General features: G+C 68.6%; 14 protein-coding genes. 8 read left to right on the plus strand and 6 right to left on the minus strand.

All coding sequences use genetic code 11. The features are described from left to right. Positions 1 to 10: 10 nt before the first annotated feature. From EPO52_RS11760 to EPO52_RS11775, 4 genes are all read right to left on the minus strand, one after another. Positions 11 to 1549 (minus strand): alpha/beta fold hydrolase, encoded by a 1539-nt coding sequence (locus tag EPO52_RS11760; RefSeq protein ID WP_290806567.1) that lies wholly within the window; start codon positions 1547 to 1549, stop codon positions 11 to 13. A 79-nt stretch (positions 1550 to 1628) separates the two neighbouring features. Beyond that, on the minus strand, positions 1629 to 2435 hold the full coding sequence (locus EPO52_RS11765; RefSeq protein ID WP_290806570.1) for an ABC transporter ATP-binding protein: 807 nt from the start codon (positions 2433 to 2435) through the stop codon (positions 1629 to 1631). Then, positions 2432 to 3526, minus strand: a complete 1095-nt coding sequence (locus EPO52_RS11770) for an iron chelate uptake ABC transporter family permease subunit (protein ID WP_290806573.1) — start codon at positions 3524 to 3526, stop codon at positions 2432 to 2434. Before EPO52_RS11770 ends, EPO52_RS11765 begins: the two co-directional genes overlap by 4 nt. Next, on the minus strand, positions 3523 to 4599 hold the full coding sequence (locus EPO52_RS11775; protein ID WP_290806576.1) for an iron chelate uptake ABC transporter family permease subunit: 1077 nt from the start codon (positions 4597 to 4599) through the stop codon (positions 3523 to 3525). Before EPO52_RS11775 ends, EPO52_RS11770 begins: the two co-directional genes overlap by 4 nt. Before the next feature lie 184 nt (positions 4600 to 4783). Between EPO52_RS11775 and EPO52_RS11780 the strand changes: the two genes are divergently transcribed. From EPO52_RS11780 to guaA, 5 genes are read left to right on the plus strand one after another with little or no spacing between them, the layout of a single operon-like run. After that, complete coding sequence (locus tag EPO52_RS11780; protein WP_290806579.1) at positions 4784 to 5314, plus strand: TrkA C-terminal domain-containing protein; 531 nt, start codon at positions 4784 to 4786, stop codon at positions 5312 to 5314. 12 nt (positions 5315 to 5326) lie between these two features. Next, on the plus strand, positions 5327 to 6766 hold the full coding sequence (locus EPO52_RS11785; protein WP_290806582.1) for a cation:proton antiporter: 1440 nt from the start codon (positions 5327 to 5329) through the stop codon (positions 6764 to 6766). Continuing rightward, positions 6763 to 7596: an SURF1 family cytochrome oxidase biogenesis protein gene (locus EPO52_RS11790; RefSeq protein WP_290806585.1), complete on the plus strand. Its 834-nt coding sequence runs from the start codon at positions 6763 to 6765 to the stop codon at positions 7594 to 7596. The genes EPO52_RS11785 and EPO52_RS11790 overlap by 4 nt, the downstream gene beginning before the upstream one ends. Before the next feature lie 4 nt (positions 7597 to 7600). Next, complete coding sequence (locus EPO52_RS11795; RefSeq protein WP_290806588.1) at positions 7601 to 8050, plus strand: DUF3817 domain-containing protein; 450 nt, start codon at positions 7601 to 7603, stop codon at positions 8048 to 8050. A 7-nt stretch (positions 8051 to 8057) separates the two neighbouring features. Next, positions 8058 to 9659, plus strand: a complete 1602-nt coding sequence (gene guaA / locus EPO52_RS11800; protein ID WP_290806591.1) for a glutamine-hydrolyzing GMP synthase — start codon at positions 8058 to 8060, stop codon at positions 9657 to 9659. Positions 9660 to 9732: 73 nt separating this feature from the next. Here guaA and EPO52_RS11805 read toward each other — a convergent pair whose 3' ends face one another. Next, positions 9733 to 10563: a Bax inhibitor-1/YccA family protein gene (locus EPO52_RS11805; RefSeq protein ID WP_290806594.1), complete on the minus strand. Its 831-nt coding sequence runs from the start codon at positions 10561 to 10563 to the stop codon at positions 9733 to 9735. 144 nt (positions 10564 to 10707) lie between these two features. Between EPO52_RS11805 and EPO52_RS11810 the strand changes: the two genes are divergently transcribed. Beyond that, the gene (locus EPO52_RS11810) at positions 10708 to 11730 is read left to right on the plus strand and encodes a glycerophosphodiester phosphodiesterase family protein (RefSeq protein ID WP_290806597.1); all 1023 of its coding nucleotides are present in this window, start codon (positions 10708 to 10710) and stop codon (positions 11728 to 11730) included. 12 nt (positions 11731 to 11742) lie between these two features. After that, positions 11743 to 14172, plus strand: a complete 2430-nt coding sequence (locus EPO52_RS11815; RefSeq protein WP_290806599.1) for a UvrD-helicase domain-containing protein — start codon at positions 11743 to 11745, stop codon at positions 14170 to 14172. 65 nt (positions 14173 to 14237) lie between these two features. On the opposite strand, the gene EPO52_RS11820 is transcribed toward EPO52_RS11815, so the two are convergent. Further along, positions 14238 to 16085 carry a hypothetical protein gene (locus tag EPO52_RS11820; RefSeq protein WP_290806602.1) on the minus strand — a complete coding sequence of 616 codons (1848 nt, stop codon included), beginning with the start codon at positions 16083 to 16085 and terminating at the stop codon, positions 14238 to 14240. A gap of 224 nt (positions 16086 to 16309) precedes the next feature. On the opposite strand from EPO52_RS11820, the gene sucC reads away from it, so the two are divergent. Then, positions 16310 to 17479, plus strand: coding sequence for an ADP-forming succinate--CoA ligase subunit beta (sucC, locus tag EPO52_RS11825; protein ID WP_290806605.1), 1170 nt, complete (start codon positions 16310 to 16312; stop codon positions 17477 to 17479). The last annotated feature ends 17 nt before the right edge of the window (positions 17480 to 17496 follow it).

Here is a 17496-nt window from a genome sequence, read left to right on the forward strand (position 1 = left end):
GGATAACGACCTAGGCCCCGTCGAGCCGGCACACCGTCCCGTCCGGTGGCAGGTCGCCGTGCAGCAGGTACGACGTCGTGTAGGCGTCGATGCAGGCCGCGTTCTGCTTGAGGTACGACGCCCCGTGCTGGTTGGCGACGAGTGTGAGCAGGTGCGCCGTGCCGAGTTGGTCGACCAGGCTCTGCGCCTTGTCGTACGGCGTCGCGTGATCGCCGGTGACGCCGATCACGAGGATCGGCGCTGAACCGGTGGCGTCGAAGCTCTCGGTGAAGTCGGTGCCCTCCTCTTCGAGGAGAGAGCATTTCGACCCGAGGTCGGCCACCTCCTTGTCGGCCCGGTCGCGGTCTCCGGTGCGTTCGAGCACGTGGTCGTAGAGAGCGAGGAGATCCGGATGCACGGGCTGCGAGAAGCACATCACGATGGTGCCCGCGAGACCGACGGAGGAGGAGGCGTGGTCGCTCGCGATCGCGTCGATCGACGCCTGGTCGCCTGCCGCAGCCCCCGCGATCAACTCGAGCCGGTGCGTGCGTTCGCCGTTGACCTTGTAGTTCGTGGTGGTGAGGTAGCCGTCGAAGAAGGTGTCGCCGACCTCGGTGCCGTCGCTCGCGATCCAGGGCGTTTCCGCGAGCCGGTCACGCAGAGCACTCAGCTGTTCCTCGTCGGTCCACGGGCAGGGGAATGCCGTCGTGTTGGTCGCCACGCAACTCTCGCCGAGCTCGACCGAGGCCAGTTCGATCGCCTCGCCCTGATCGAAGCTGTTGATCGGCCCGGCCCAGGTCGCGTCGATCGCGCTGTCGAGCACCATGCGCCCCACCAGGTGGGGGAAGAGCGAGGCGTAGGTCGCGCCGAGTGCCGTGCCATAGGAGTAACCGAGGTAGTTGAGCGCCGGGTCACCGAGCAGGTAGCGCAGGGCATCGAGGTCTTTGGCCACCGAGGAGGTGTCCATGTGGTGGGTGAGCGGGTTGTCGCGAAGGCACTCGGCGAACAGCACGTTGTCGGGCTTGGTCTCGTCGTCGGCCGTGCAGGAGATCGGCGACGATTCGCCGATGCCCCGAGGATCCATGCCGATGAGGTCGTAGGCCGCCGAGATGTCGTCGGCCCGCGGCTCGGCCGCGAGACGCGCCGCGAGCGACTGGCCGTCGCCGCCCGGGCCGCCGGGGTTGACCAGCAGGCTGCCGAGGCGGTCGGGCCCCGTCGCCGGATAGCGCACGACGGCGAGTTCGATGCGGTCGCGGCTGCTCGAGTCGTCCCAGTCGAGCGGCACGCTCACCCGGGCGCACTCGCGGTCGTCGCGTGTGCGGCCCGCGGCATCGAAGGCCGCCTGCGCCTTCTCGCTGAGCGACGAGCATCCGCCCCACTCGATCCGCTGCCCGTACACGTCGTCGAACCCCTCGACCCCGCGCACCAGGGCGACGGATGCGGCCGGCGTGCCGCCGCCCGAGACCTGGCCGGAATCGGAGCGTGTGCCGGTACAACCCGAAACCCCGAGTGCGCTGAGCAGAACGGCGGCGGCGATGATCGCGCCGCGCCGGATGATGCGTGTGTTCATGATGACGTGATCCCCCCGGTGCGAGAGATTCTACCCACCACCGGCGCCGCGGCGCCGAAGCGGCCGGAGCGGATGCGGCCTAGTGCGCTCCGGCGAGGGGGATGACGAGCGGCGTGTGCGACTCGGGATCGTCGATCACCCGGCAGCGCAGGCCGAACACCTCGTGCACCATCTCGGCGGTGACGATCTCGGCGGGCGCGCCCTCCGCCACGATGTGCCCGTCGCGCATCGCGATGAGGTGCGTGGCGTAGCGCGCCGCCTGGTTGAGATCGTGCAGGACCGCCACCAGGGTGCGCCCGCTCTCGCGGTTGAGGCGGGTGAAGAGCTCGAGCAGTTCGACCTGGTGGGTGATGTCGAGGTAGGTCGTCGGCTCATCGAGCAGCAGCAGCGGAGTCTCCTGGGCGAGCGCCATCGCCACCCATACGCGCTGGCGCTGACCGCCCGAGAGTTCGTCGACGGTGCGGCCCGAGAGCGACGTGACGTTCGTGGCGGACATGGCCGCGGTCACCGCGCGCTCGTCGGCATCCGACCACCGCTTCAAGATCGTCTGGTGCGGGTATCGCCCCCTCGACACGAGGTCGATGACCGAGATGCCCTCGGGCGCGATGCTGGTCTGGGGCAGCAGGCCGATGCGCTTCGCGACCTCCTTCGAGGGCAGCTGTGCGATGTCGGTGCCGTCGAGCACGACCTGGCCGGTGGCCGGTTTCAGCAGCCGCGCGAGGGCGCGCAGCAACGTCGATTTGCCGCACGCGTTCGGCCCGACGATCACCGTGAACGAATCGGGCGGGATGACCACGTCGAGCGACTCGATGACCGGGCGCTTCTCGTAGCCCACGCGGAGCCCCTGGCCTTCGAGCCGGGAGGCGTGCGGAGCGGATGAGGTCATGACGACCGCCTTCGTGACTGGGAGATGAGAAGGGCGATGAGGTACACGCCACCGAGCGTGACGGTGACCGCTCCGACCGGGAGCTGCTCCGGAGCCACGATGCGTTGAGCGATGACGTCGCTCGTGAGGAGCAGGGCGCCGCCCATGGCCGCGGCAGGCACCAGAGCGAGCCCGGGGGAGCGGGTGAGCCGGCGTGCGATCTGGGGTGCGGCCAGCGCCACGAACACGATCGGTCCGGCGATCGCCGTGACGGTGGCCACGAACGCGACACCGATCACAAGCAGGATGAGGCGCGAGCGCTCGACCGGCACCCCGAGACTCGCGGCCGCGTCGTCGCCGAGTTCGAGCATCCGGAGCCTGCTCGCGAACACGGCGAGCACGGGCAGCAGCATGAGGACCGCGAGGGTGACCGGAAGCACCTCGCTCCAGGCGAGATTGTCGAGCGAGCCCATACCCCAGCTCGCGGCGGCGATGGCGGCGTTCAGGTCGGCGCGCAGCTGCAGGTAGTCGTTCAGGGCGTTGAGCACCGCGCTGATGGCGATGCCGATGACGATGAGCCGGAAGCCCTGCAGACCGCGGCGGTAGGCGAGCACGTAGACGACGAAGGCCGTGGCGATGCCGCCGATCAGCGCGCCGGCGACGGTGGAGGCGTAGTTGCCGCCGATCACGAGGGAGACGATGAGCGCGCCCGAGTAGGCGCCCGAATTGAACCCGATGATGTCGGGGCTGCCGAGCGGATTGCGGGTGAGCGACTGGAAGATCGCCCCCGAGAGCCCGAGCGCGACACCCGCCACGACGGCGATCAGCACCCGGGGGAGCCGCCAGTCGAGCACGATGCGCAGCACGCCGTCGGAGCCCGAACCCCCGAGTGCCGCGATGAGCTGGTCGAGCGGGATCGGATACTCACCGAGCGTCAGGGCGACGGCGCCGAGCACGATCGTGAACGCGATGAGGATCGACACCACCACCACGGTGCGGCGATGCAGCACGCCGCTGAACGGGCCGATGCGGAAGGTGCGCCGGCCGGCCGGCGCCGGCGGCCGGGTCGTGTCGGTCGCGCCGGGGCTGAGCGGCGTGACGGGCGCGCTCACAGGCCCTGCGTCTTCGAACGGCGGATCAGCACGATCAGAACGGGGGCGCCCACGAACGCCACGACGACACCCACCGGCATCTCGCCCTGAACGGCGACGCGGCCCACGATGTCGGCCGCCACGAACACGATGGGCGCGAACACCATCGTGAGGGGCAGAACCCAGCGCTGATCGGGCCCGACGATCGAGCGGGCGATGAACGGCGCCATGAGGCCGAGGAAGGCGATCGGCCCGGCTGCGGCCGTCGCGGCGCCGCAGAGCAGCGTGATGGCCAGCACCGACACCAGGCGGGTGCGGAGGATGCGGGCGCCGAGCGAGGTGGCGAGGTCGTCGCCGAGCGCCACCGCGTTGAGCGACCGCGCCACGAGCAGCGCCAGAACGACCCCCGCGATCACGAACGGCAGGATGCCCCAGAGCGTGTCGAACTGCCGGTTCTGGAGCGAGCCCGCCTGCCAGAAGCGGATCTTGTCGAAGATGTCGGGATTGCGGATCGTGATGCTGAAGGTGACACCCTGCAGCGTTGCGGAGAGCGCCACGCCCGCCAGCACGAGCCGCACCGGCGTGGCCCCGCCGCCACCCGCACGCGAGCCGATCAGATAGACGGCCACGGCGGCCACGCCCGCGCCGAGGAACGACCACCAGATGTAGTTCGTGAGGTCGGCCACGCCGATCAGGGCAACGGATGTCACGACCGCGAAGTAGGCGCCGGAGTTCACGCCCAGGATGCCGGGGTCGGCCAGCGGATTGCGTGTCACCGCCTGCATCACGGCGCCCGCCACGCCGAGAGCCGCGCCCACGGCGATGCCCAGGAGCATCCGGGGCACGCGGTAATCGGTGATCAGAACCGAAGTGGTGTCGGTACCGCCCTCGGTGAGGGCGCGCCACACGACGTCGGGGGCGAAGCCGCCGGAGCCGATGAAGAGGCTCGCGATCGAGACGAGAACGAGCACGACGAGGGCGGCCACGAGGATGCCGGTGCGGGCGAGAGTGGTGCGTGCGATTCCTGTGGAGGAGGCTGCGGCCCGCCGCTCGGCCGCGGTGGGGAGCCGCAGGCTGTCGAGATCGGAACTCATGGACGGCACCCTTCGGATTAGGCAAAGCTATCCTAAGCGACCGGCCCCGGGCATCCGGTGGGCTGCACTCCATCGCCGTGCGCGAACAGCGGCCCTCCCGCGACTGCACCCAGGTGGGCCGCGACTAAACTGGGTTCACCGCCCATCGGATCGATCGCGGTGCGTGTCTGAGGAGGCGGCGACAATGGTTGATGTTCGGCGGGTCAAGCTCCCCGGGGTGGGGGTGCTGCACACCTTCGTCACGGCCGACGGCGGCAAGGTCGGTGTCATCGCGCACCGTTCCGGCCACAGCGACCTCATCACCTTCTCCGACGACGAAGACGGCTCCGACGCCACCAAGGTGTCGTTGCGTCTCTCCGACGACGAGGCGCACACCCTCGCCGAACTGCTCGGCGGCACACAGATCACCGAGTCGCTCACCGCGCTCGATCAGATCCCGGGCCTCAGTATCGACTGGTTCACGGTCGACTACGAAGACCACATCGCCGGCCAGCCCCTCGGCTCGCCGGCCGAACGCGGCATCGCCGGTCTCACGGTGGTGGCCGTCGTGCGCGGCGAATCCGCGAACCCGGCCCCCGCTCCCGACTTCAAGGTCTTCCCCGGCGACACCCTCGTGGTGGCGGGGTCTCCCGAGAAGGTGGCGAAGGCGTTCAGCTTCTTCCGCACCGGTGAGATGAAACCCAAGGTGGCCGTCGACGGTTCACCGGGAAGCTAGAGGGCGCACCGCATGCACCTCGGCGAAGACCTCCTGGTTCTGGGCGTCCTGTTCGTCATCGCCTATGTCCTCGGTCGTCTCGGCAAGCAGATCGGTCTGCCCGCCATCCCGATCTACATGGTGGTGGGTCTGCTCGCGAGCCCCTTCACAGGATGGTTCCCGATCAGCTTCGCCGATGGCGACTACATCCAGCTGATCGCCGTCTTCGGGCTGGTCCTCCTGCTGTTCAACCTGGGTCTGGAGTTCGACCAGGACGAGTTCTATTCCAACGCAGGCAAGCTGCTGATCTCGGGCGGCTCCTACATCCTCATCAACATGATCGTGGGCTTCGCCTTCGGCTTCCTCGTGGGCTGGGGCACCCGCGAAGCGCTCATCATCGCGGGCATCACGGCCACCTCGTCGAGCGCCATCGTCACCAAGCTGCTGATCGAGCTCAACCGGCTGGCCAACCGCGAGACACCCATGATCCTGGGCGTCACCGTGGTCGAAGACGTGTTCATCGCGGTCTATCTCGCCATCGTCTCCGTGGTGCTCTCGGGGGAGACCGAGGTCTGGCCCGTAGTGCTGAGGCTCGGCATCTCGTTCCTGTTCCTCGTGGTGATGTTCTCGGTGGCGCGCTGGGGCGGCCGCTTCGTGTCGCGGCTGTTCCGCACGAAAGACGACGAGCTGTTCACCGTGCTGTTCTTCGGCCTCGCCATCATGTTCGGGGGGCTCGGCGAGATCCTCGGGGTGACGGATGCGATCGGTGCGTTCCTGATCGGGCTCGTGCTGGGTGCCACCCGCTACCGCAACCGGATCGAACACATCGCCATCCCGTTGCGCGACGTGTTCGGCGCCTTCTTCTTCTTGAACTTCGGGCTCGCCCTCGACATCTCCGCCTTCCCCCAGGTGATCGTGCCGGTGATCGGCGCCGTGGTGATGACGGTGGTGCTCAACATCATCGCCGGGCAGTTCGTGGCGTGGCTGAACGGGCTCGGTCCGCAAGCGGGAATCAACACCACCGCCATCCTGCAGAACCGCGGCGAGTTCGCGCTGATCCTCGCCACGCTGGCGCTCGCCGCGGGGCTCGACTCGCGCATCCAGCCGTTCGCGGGGCTCTACGTGCTCATCATGGCCATCATGGGGCCCATCCTGGCGGTGAACTCCGAACGCATCGGGGCCGTGGTGCTGCGCACGAAGAAGAAGAAAGCCAAGGCGGCCGCGGCCACACGGCGCGACCTGTCGGACGAGGAGGCGATCGCGCTGATGGCGGGGATGGCCTCCGCCGACGCCTCCACTCAGACGGGGGGAATATCGTTCGCCTCGGACGATGTCGACTTCGGTGACGACGGTGCCGCATCCGCACTTCCTGCTGAGCGCGAGAGTGCGGGCAGCGACGCCGACCGGTTGATCGAGCAGGCCATGCAGCAGTCGGATGAACAGAACACGACCTCGAGGGACAGCGAGTATTGAGCTCCACTGAGACCAAGAAGACCACCGTCGGCAGCGTCATGCGCCGACCGCGCTGGATCGCCGCGCTCGTGCTGGCGCTCGCGATCGCCGGCGGGTTCGCCGCGCTCGGGCAGTGGCAGCTCGAACGCGCCGTCTCGAGTGGCGAGGTGACCTACGGGCAGACCGAGACGGTCATCCCGCTCGACGAGTTCGCGACGCCGCAGACGCCGGTGGTCGAGACCCAGGCCGCTCAGCGCACCACCGTCTCGGGGCATTTCGTGGGCTCGGGCTACGAGATCCTCGGAGACCGGCTGAACGACGGAACCTCGGGCTACTGGGTGATCGGGCAGTTCGCCGTCGATCAGCCCGCCGACACCTACCTCGCGGTGGCGATCGGCTGGACGCCGGACGGTGACCTCGCCCGGCGCACCGCAGAGCAGCTCGCCGCGAACGGCGACACCGTGCCGGAGACGATCGAGGGCCGCTATCTGCCCACGGAGGCGCCGAACACCAAGGATGCCAAGGCTGCGACCGGCGACATCTCTCCGCTCCTCGGCGGCTCGTTGCAGACGTCGATGTCGGTGGCGTCGCTCGTGAACGTCTGGCCCGAGTTCGATGCCGCGGCCGACGTGTACGGCGGTTATCTGGTGCTCGACCAGGCCCCGGATGCGCTTCAGCCGATCGCCTCGCCCGAACCCGATCGCTCGGTGCAGCTGAACTGGCTGAACATCTTCTACGCGGCCGAATGGGTGGTGTTCGCGGGCTTCGCCGTGTACCTCTGGTACCGCCTGGTGCGTGACGCCTGGGAGCGCGAGAACGAGGATGACGACGACGATGCGCAGGTAGTCTAGAGACATGGCCCTCGCACCCAAATTGAAGGACTTCCCGCGCATCCGCGGGGCGCTGAAGTTCTACCAGGTCGCCTCCGTCATCACCGGTGTCATGCTGCTCCTGCTCTGCACCGAGATGCTTCTCAAGTACACGCCGCTCGGGGTCGAGCTCGAGCTCGGCGGCCCGCGCGGCTTCCTGGCGTTCGTGCCGGCGACCACGGTGGTGGCCGTGAACCTCAGCACCGGCATCCTGATCGCGCACGGCTGGTTCTACGTGGTGTACCTCTTCTCCGACTTCCGTCTGTGGAGCCTGATGCGCTGGCCGTTCTGGCGGTTCATCGTGATCGCTCTCGGCGGCATCATCCCGTTCCTCTCCTTCTTCCTCGAAGCGCGCATCGCGCGCGAGGTGAAGGAGTACCTCGCCTCGCGTGAAGCGCAGGCGCCCACCCCCGAGCCCGTGGAGGCATCCCATTAGCGCAGCAGTGACCCCCGATCACGCGGAGCTCACCCGCCCCGTTCTCGTGGTCGACTTCGGTGCCCAGTACGCACAGCTCATCGCCCGGCGTGTGCGCGAGGCGAGTGTCTACTCCGAGATCGTGCCGCACTCGATCAGCGCGGCCGAGGTCGTGGCGAAGAACCCGGTCGGCATCGTTCTGAGCGGTGGCCCCTCGAGCGTCTACGAAGAAGGCGCTCCGCAGTTCGACCCGGCCATCTTCGAGCTCGGAATCCCTGTGATGGGCATCTGCTACGGCTTCCAGGTGATGGCTCGTGCGCTCGGCGGCGAGGTCGCGAAGACCGGCGCCCGCGAGTACGGGTCGACGGATGTCTCGCTCGACGCCGTGGTGTCGTCCGGCTCCGACGGCAGCGTGCTGCTCGCCGACCAGCCCTCCGACCAGACCGTGTGGATGAGTCACGGCGACTCGGTGGTCGAAGCCCCCGCGGGCTTCGAGGTGCTGGCCCGCACCTCGTCGACGCCGGTGGCTGCGTTCGCCGACGCGTCGCGGGGCCTCTACGGGGTGCAGTGGCATCCCGAGGTGAAGCACACGCAGTACGGGCAAGACGTCATCGAGAACTTCCTGCACCGGGCCGCCGGCATCCCCGCCGACTGGAACCCGGGCAACGTCATCGCCGACCAGGTGGCCGCCATCCGTGCCCAGGTCGGAACGGGCCGCGTCATCTGCGCCCTCTCCGGCGGTGTCGACTCGGCTGTCGCCGGTGCGCTTGTGCACGCTGCGGTGGGCGACCAGCTGGTGTGCGTGTTCGTCGACCACGGACTTCTCCGCGAAGGCGAGCGCCGCCAGGTCGAAGAGGACTACGTGGCCTCCACCGGCGTGCGACTCGTCACGGTCGACGCCCGTGAGCGGTTCCTCACCGCGCTCGCCGGGGTGAGTGACCCCGAGGAGAAGCGCAAGATCATCGGGCGCGAGTTCATCCGCACCTTCGAGGCGGCTCAGGCCGACCTCATCGCCGAGGCCGCGGCCGACGGCGACCCCATCCGCTATCTCGTGCAGGGCACGCTCTACCCCGACGTGGTGGAGTCCGGCGGTGGCAGCGGTACGGCCAACATCAAGAGCCACCACAACGTGGGCGGGCTGCCCGAAGACCTCGACTTCGAGCTGGTGGAGCCGCTGCGTGCGCTCTTCAAAGACGAGGTACGGGCCATCGGCCGCGAGCTCGGACTGCCCGAGGTGATCGTGTCGCGCCAGCCGTTCCCCGGCCCCGGTCTCGGCATCCGCATCGTGGGAGAGATCACCTTCGAGCGGCTCGAACTGCTGCGGCAAGCCGATGCCATCGTGCGCGCCGAGCTCACCGCCGCCGGCCTCGACGCCGAGATCTGGCAGTGCCCTGTGGTGCTGCTGGCCGATGTGCGCTCGGTGGGCGTGCAGGGCGACGGACGCACCTACGGGCACCCGATCGTGCTGCGGCCCGTCTCGAGCGAAGATGCGATGACGGCGGACTGGACGCGTCTTCCTTACGACGTTCTCGCCCGCATCTCGAACCGCATCACCAATGAGGTGGCGGGTGTGAACCGCGTGGTGCTCGACGTCACGTCGAAGCCGCCGGGAACCATCGAGTGGGAGTGACCGCTCCGCCCCCGAGCACGAAGAAGGCCCCGTCCGAGTGGACGGGGCCTTCTTCGTGGGGGTGCTGCGTCGGTCAGTTTCTGAACATCGCGATGATGCGCAGCAGCTCCAGGTAGAGCCACACGAGCGTGAGCACGAGGCCGAAGGCGCCCGACCACTCGTACTTGCGCGGTGCACCCGCCTTGACGCCACGCTGGATCGAGTCGAAGTCGAGCACGAGCGAGTAGGCGGCGAGCAGCACGGCGAAGAGCCCGATGATGATGCCGATCGGGAAGCCGCCGATGGTGGCGCCGCGAAGGCCCCACGGGTCGGTGACCACGCCGGTGATCATCAGCACGAAGTTGAGCAGCGAGAAGATGCCGTAGCCGACGAGGGCGATGAGGAACACCTTCGTCGCCCGCTTCGATGCGCGGATCTTGCCGCTCGCGAAGAGCGCGAGCGTGACGCCGAACACCGCGAGGGTGGCGAGCACGGCCTGAAGGACGATGCCCGACCATTGCGCCTCGAAGAAGCCCGAGATGGCACCGATCGCGAGGCCCTCGAAGGCCGCGTAGAGCAGGATCAGCGGAACCGAGGGCTCGCGCTTGAAGGCATTGACGAGGCCGAACACGAGACCGCCGATGACACCGCCGATCATCAGGCCGAGGCCGAGAACGGTGGGAACGGGGAAGTTCGCGAGGAATCCGATCGCCGCGGTCGCCAGCAGCACCACGAACATGCCGGCGGTCTTCAGGATGACGCCGTCGTAGCTCATGCGCTGGGTGTCGGTGGGCGTGGCCGACGGACGCTCGTACATGTCCTGGAGGCCCTCGGCCGAGATCGTGGGCGTCTGGTTCGCAACGGCCTTGCCGTTGAACACCGGATTGCGCGAGAAGGCCGGGTTGCTGGAGGTTGCTTCTGCCATGTCAGTCTCTTCTTGATGGGGAACGTGATCGTGGACCCTTTCAGGGTAGTGCACCCGCCTGGAGGCGTGTCTGATAATCGCCCCTGATCGGGGGCATCGGCGACGCCGTGGGCGAACAGCGGCTGCGATCGCTAGCGTGGGTGGGTGACCTCCACGCGCCCCCTCGTCATCGGCCACCGCGGCGCCAGCGGTTACCGCCCCGAGCACACGGCGGCGGCCTACGAACTCGCGTTCGCCCTGGGGGCGGATGCCGTGGAGCCCGACGTCGTGCTGTCGAAAGACGGCGTGCCGGTGGTGCGTCACGAGAACGAGATCTCCGGGACCACGGATGTGGCCGACCGGGCGGAATTCGCCGATCGCCGCACCACGAAGTCGATCGATGGGGAATGGCACACCGGCTGGTTCACCGAGGACTTCACCTGGGCCGAGCTGCGCACCCTTCGTGCCCGGGAGCGGCTCACGTCTCTGCGGCCGGGCAGTGCGACGTACGACGGGCGGTTCGGCATCCTGCGACTTGCAGAAGTGCTCCGCCTCGTGGAGAAGGCATCGCACTTCACCCCGCGCACCGCCGTGGTGGAGCTGAAGCACTCGACCTACTTCGACTCCATCGGGCTCTCGCTGGAGAACGCCGTGGCCGCAGAGCTCGAGACCGCGGGCTGGGCGGGTTCGAGCGAGCGCCTGGTGGTGGAGTCGTTCGAGAAGAGCGCGCTCTTCCGACTGTGCGACCTCGGCGTCCGCGCACGCTGGATCTACCTCATCGAGGACTCGGGGACACCGTTCGACCAGGTGGCCCGCCAGGGCGCGGCCGACGCGGCACCCTATGCCGAGGCACTCACCGATGCCGGCCTGACCGCGCTCGCCGGGGAGGTCGACGGCATCAGCCTCGACAAGGTCACCATCATGCCGCGCGATGGCGATGGCGCCGCCCCCGCGACCTCCGATGTCGTCGAGCGCGCCCACCGGGCCGGGCTGGATGTCTTCACCTGGACACTTCGCGCCGAGAACGCCTTCCTGCCCTCTGACTACCGGGTGGGGCGGACCGCGGGTGGCTTCGGCCGGTGGCAGGACGAGTTCGCTGCTCTGCTGGCAACCGGGGTCGACGGCGTGTTCGCCGACCAGCCCGATCTCGCGATCGCCGCACGTGAGAGCGTCGGTGGCGCGAACTAAACTTGGTGCAGCATGAGCGACACCACCGAATCCACCCCCCACAGCGTGACGCCGATCATCGTCGGCGGCCCCGGCGCGGGCCCCGGCTTCGAGGGCGACGAAGACGACGAGTTGCTCGCCGGGCTGAACCCCGAGCAGCGTGAGGCCGTGGTCTACCGTGGCAACGCCCTCTTGATCGTGGCCGGCGCGGGCAGTGGAAAGACCCGGGTTCTCACCCACCGCATCGCGGGCCTCATCAAGAGCGGCGAGGCGTGGCCGAGCCAGATCCTCGCCATCACCTTCACCAACAAGGCCGCGGCCGAGATGCGCGAGCGTGTCGGCGCCCTGCTCGGCCAGGTGGCCGAGGGCATGTGGATCTCGACGTTCCACTCCGCCTGCGTGCGCATCCTTCGCCGGGAGGCCGAGAACTTCGGCTTCACGAAGAGCTTCACCATCTACGACTCGCAGGATTCGCGGGCCCTCGTCAAGCGCATCATCAAAGACCTGCAGGCCGACACGTACGGGTTCACGGTGTCGCAGGTGACGGGCAAGATCTCGAAACTGAAGAACGAGCTCACCGATGTCGAGAGCTACGCGCGGCAAGCGAACTTCTCCGACCCCAACGACGCGATGTTCGTGGAGATGTTCCGCGCCTACTCGCGGGCGCTCCGCGAGGCCAACGCGTTCGATTTCGACGATCTGATCAGCCAGACCGTCTACCTCTTCCGCGCCTTTCCTCAGGTGGCGGAGAAGTACCAGCGGCGGTTCCGGCACATCCTGGTCGACGAGTACCAGGACACGAACCACGCGCAGTACTCGCTCATCCGCGAACTCACCCGGCCACCGCAGTCGAACGAACTCGCCGGTCTCAGCGCCTTCGCGGGCGGCGGCGCCTCGCTCACCGTGGTGGGCGACTCCGACCAATCGATCTACGCCTTCCGCGGCGCCGACATCCGTAACATCGTGGAGTTCGAGCGCGACTTCCCCGGTGCCCGCGTCGTGCTGCTCGAGCAGAACTACCGTTCGACCCAGAACATCCTCTCGGCGGCGAACGCGGTGATCTCGAACAACTTCGATCGCAAAGACAAGAAGCTGTGGACGGCCGTGGGCGACGGCGACAAGATCGTGGGCTTCACCGGCTACTCGGGCCACGACGAGGCGCAGTTCGTGGCCGACGAGATCGTGAAACTCCACGACTCGGGCACCGCCTACAAAGACATCGCCGTGTTCTACCGCACCAACTCGCAGACCCGGGCGCTGGAGGAGATCTTCATCCGCTCCGCCCTGCCCTACCGGGTGCTGGGCGGCACGAAGTTCTACGAGCGCGCCGAGATCAAAGACGCGATGGCCTACCTCACCTCGGTGGCGAACCCCTTCGACGGGCTCGCGCTGCGCCGCATCCTCAACACCCCGAAGCGCGGTATCGGCCCGGCGACGGAGACGCAGCTCGCCTCCTTCGCCGAACGCGAGGGCATCAGCTACCGCGAATCGATGCGCCGTGCCGGCGAGCTCGGTCTCGGCCCGAAGGTGACCTCGGCCATCCTCCAGCTCGCCGCTCTGCTCGATGAGGCCGCCGCGCTCGTCGACCCCGAGAACCCGGCCGGTGAGTCGCCGGTGAGCGACGTGCTCGCTCTGCTCATGGAGAAGAGCGCTTACGTCACGAGCCTGCGCGCCAGTCGCGACCCGCAAGACGAAGCCCGCGCCGAGAACGTGGAGGAGCTGCTCGCGGTCACGAAGGAGTTCAACCGCAACAACCCCGACGGCACCCTCATCGACTTCCTCACCGAGGTCTCGCTGGTGGCCGCGGTCGACGACCTCGACGACACGAGCGGCACCGTGTCGCTGATGACGCTGCACACCGCGAAGGGCCTCGAGTACGACGCGGTGTTCCTCACCGGAGTCGAAGAAGACCTGCTGCCCCACCGGATGTCGGCAAGCGAGCCGGGCGGGCCGGCCGAGGAGCGCCGTCTCTTCTACGTGGGGATCACGCGGGCGAGAAAGCGGCTCTTCATCTCGCTCGCGATGACCCGCGCGCAGTTCGGTGAGACCGCCGTGGCGATGCCGAGCCGCTATCTCCAGGAGATCCCCGCAGAGCTGATCGACTGGCTGCAGTCGCCCGGCATGGCCACCTCGCGCGGCGGCACCGAGCCACGCGCACTCAACGCCAGTCGAGGGCGTTCCTCCTACGGCGCCGGTTCGCGCTGGAACAGCGACGCGGGCTTCGGCATCGCGCCTAGTCCGCCGCGGCCGAAGACCGAGTGGGCGAACCGGGTCACCGGCCAGGTGCGCGACAACGGCGACCTCGAGCTGGCTCCGGGAGACCGCATCCGACACACCGACTTCGGTGAAGGGCGCGTGAACCAGGTCACCGGCGAGGGAGCGAAGCGGGTGGCGCACGTTCAATTCGAATCGGCCGGGCCCAAGAAGCTGCTCATCAAGATCGCGCCGATCGAGAAGATCTGACCCGCGAGAGGGCCTGCTCCGGCCGCTGAGCCCGGCTGCACCGGCTGGCCCGCGACGGGCGGGGTTCACCTGCGGCTCCGCAGCGTGAGCCCGAGCGCGGCCAGGCCGCCCATGATGGCGATCACCGCGGCCGAGATGCCGACCGGACCGAGTCCGACCGGCGCCCCTGTCGAGGCCAGTGCTTGCGGCTGCGGGCTCGCGGAAGGCGTTGCGGACGGCGGCGGCGCGAAGGCGACTGATTCTTCGGCGTGCACCCGCCGGTCGCTGAATCCGGCGATGAAGGGCGTCTGCGTTGCCGCATCCGGGACCTCGGGGGAGTCGACCAGGAAGTAGTAGAAGCCGGGCCGGGTCACCGCGATGCAGGGGGAGTCGTGCTCTCCGTCGGCGGCCACGATGGTGGTGACCGAACCCGCGACGGGATACTTCTGCCAGTCGACCGGCACGCTGCCGGCCGACGGTGCCGAGGTCAGCGGACCGAGCAGGGTGCTCACGACCCGAAGGGGGTCGATGCCGGCCGGCAACCCCGACACCGCCAGGCGGTCGCGTACGCAGGCGGGGCCGTCGAGGGTGGAGTCGGAGGCTGCTGTGCGAATCTCGAGCGCCGCCGGAACGACGGTGGTCTCGTCGGCGACGCCGAACGCCGACTGCCAGGCGCCGATACGGCCGCCGCCACGATCGGCCGGCGTGCGACCGGGATCGATCGAATCCATCCAGACGTAGTAGCCCGCTGCCGACACGGTGCACGGCTCCGAGTGCACCGTGCCCGGGCCGGACTCCACCAGCCGCTCCACCGTGCACACCACGGGCGCCCCCACGGGAGCCGTGGCGGATTCGAGGGGGCGAGTGCCGAACGGGCCGAGCAGCACGCTCGTGATGACCACGGGGATCGGCGCGAGTGCTCCATCGGGCCGCCGGTAGACCGGCCACTCGCCACCCGTCGGAGAATCAGGATGCACGTCGAGCCTCAGTTCATCGTGCAGCGAGGCGCCGGGCGCGGCCACGGGCGCGCTGGCCGTGGTCTGCACGCGCGGCTGGAAGGGGAGATCGTTCGGCCCGACCGAGCTGGCGGTGGCGTGCACCGCCATGGTGGTCGTGCTCGAGATGAGCAGGCTCTGACCCGCCCCCGTGTTGCGACCGAGCACGAACGAGGCACCGAACGGTAGATCGCGGTATTCCACGTCGACCGACACCGCCGCGCGGCCTCCCGACTGATCGGGCCGGATCGGCTGGGCCTCGCCGTTGCGCACCGTCATCGTGCGGCTGCCGTCTCCGAAGGTGGCGCCACGCAGCGTCATCGTGCCGGAGTATCGGCCGGGGTCGATCGTGCGGGTTCCGGCGAGGTAGTCGACCCGCAGCTGGGAGATGACGGAGCCTCCGGAACCCGCCACATTGAGTCCGAGGTCGACCCAGGCGCCCCGGGACGCGCCCCCCTCCCCGTTCGCGATACCGAGCATGGTGTTGGCCCTGAACAGGACCTCGCCCGCGTCGCCGTCGGCGCGCTGGGCGTAATAGGCCTGATCATGCGGGGAGAGGCCCGTGATCGTCCAGGTGGCGAGCTGGGCCGCCGCCGTGTCGAGCCGATCGGTGGGCGCACCCCAGGTGCGGGCGATGTAGCTGAGCCGCGCGGCATCGTCGCGCGAGTACCGCCCGGTGCCGGGCCCGTCGACGTACTCGATGGCCGAGGCACCCGGAACCGGCTTCTGCGCTTCGAGACAGTAACCGAAGTTGCCGTCGCCGAGCAGATAGTTGCCGAGCCACGACGTGTGGTCTTTCGACCAGAGCACACCGGTGCCGTGACCGGTGACGGACAGCGCCTGGGCGGGCGCGGCGCTGAGCGCGGAGGTGACCGCGCCAAGGGGCAGCAGCAGGAGGCCCAGCAGGGCGAAGGCGAGGATTCGGAGTCGTGAGTTCATGGCACCAGGCTCCGCGAGCATCCGTCGGCCCGTGGTCGCTCACGACGATCTGTGGAGAACAGCCCCGGTTGCCGGTTCGGGGAGGACAAGTCGCCCGTCAGGACGGGGGTAGAGTGCTAGATGGTGTCCGGAGCGATGGAGGGGACACACCTTTTGTCGCGCCGTCAGTCATGCCCTGCGAAACCCCTGCAGGCACGAAACGAAAAGCGGATTGGAAGACCAGCGTGGATCTATTCGAGTATCAAGCCCGAGACCTCTTCGAGAGCTACGGCGTGCCCGTGCTCCCCGGCATCATCGCCGATACCCCTGAAGAGGTTCGGGCCGCGGCCGAGAAGCTCGGCGGCGTCACCGTGGTGAAGGCCCAGGTCAAGGTGGGCGGCCGCGGGAAGGCCGGCGGTGTCAAGGTCGCGAAAGACCCCGCCGCCGCCGAGGAGGCCGCGAAGGCCATCCTGGGTCTCGACATCAAGGGCCACATCGTGAAGCGCGTGATGGTCGCCGGCGGCGCCCGCATCGCCGAGGAGTTCTACTTCTCCGTGCTGCTCGACCGCGCCAACCGCTCCTACCTCTCGCTCACGAGCTACGAGGGCGGCATGGAGATCGAGCAGCTCGCCGTCGAGCGCCCGGAGGCTCTCGCCCGCATCGAGGTCGACCCCATCGCGGGAATCGACCTCGAGACCGCGAAGAAGATCGCCGTCGACGCGAAGTTCCCCGCCGAGCTGGTCGACAAGGTCGCACCCGTGTTCGTGAAGCTCTGGGAGGTCTACAAGGGCGAAGACGCGACCCTGGTCGAGGTCAACCCGCTCGTGCTCACCGAGGAGGGCGACATCATCGCCCTCGACGGCAAGGTCTCGCTCGACGAGAACGCCGGATTCCGTCACCCGAACCACGAGGCACTCGAAGACGCCGAGGCGGCCGACCCGCTCGAGGCCAAGGCCAAGAAGAACGACCTCAACTACGTGAAGCTCGACGGCGAGGTGGGCGTGATCGGCAACGGCGCCGGCCTCGTGATGTCGACGCTGGATGTGGTCTCCTACGCCGGTGAGAAGCACAACGGCGTGAAGCCCGCCAACTTCCTCGACATCGGCGGCGGAGCATCCGCCCAGGTGATGGCCAACGGCCTCGACGTGATTCTCGGCGACCCGCAGGTGAAGAGCGTGTTCGTGAACGTCTTCGGCGGAATCACCGCCTGTGACGCCGTGGCGAACGGCATCGTCGGCGCCCTCGAGGTGCTCGGCGACAGCGCCACCAAGCCGCTCGTGGTGCGCCTCGACGGCAACAAGGTGGAGGAGGGCCGCGCCATCCTCGAGAAGGCCGCGCACCCCCTCGTGACCCTGGCCCTGACGATGGACGACGGCGCCGACAAGGCCGCCGAGCTCGCCGCAGCGGCGAAGTAAGCAAAGGACGAGAGAAC

Source organism: Herbiconiux sp., from assembly GCF_004297105.1.
Classification (GTDB): Bacteria; Actinomycetota; Actinomycetes; order Actinomycetales; family Microbacteriaceae; genus Herbiconiux.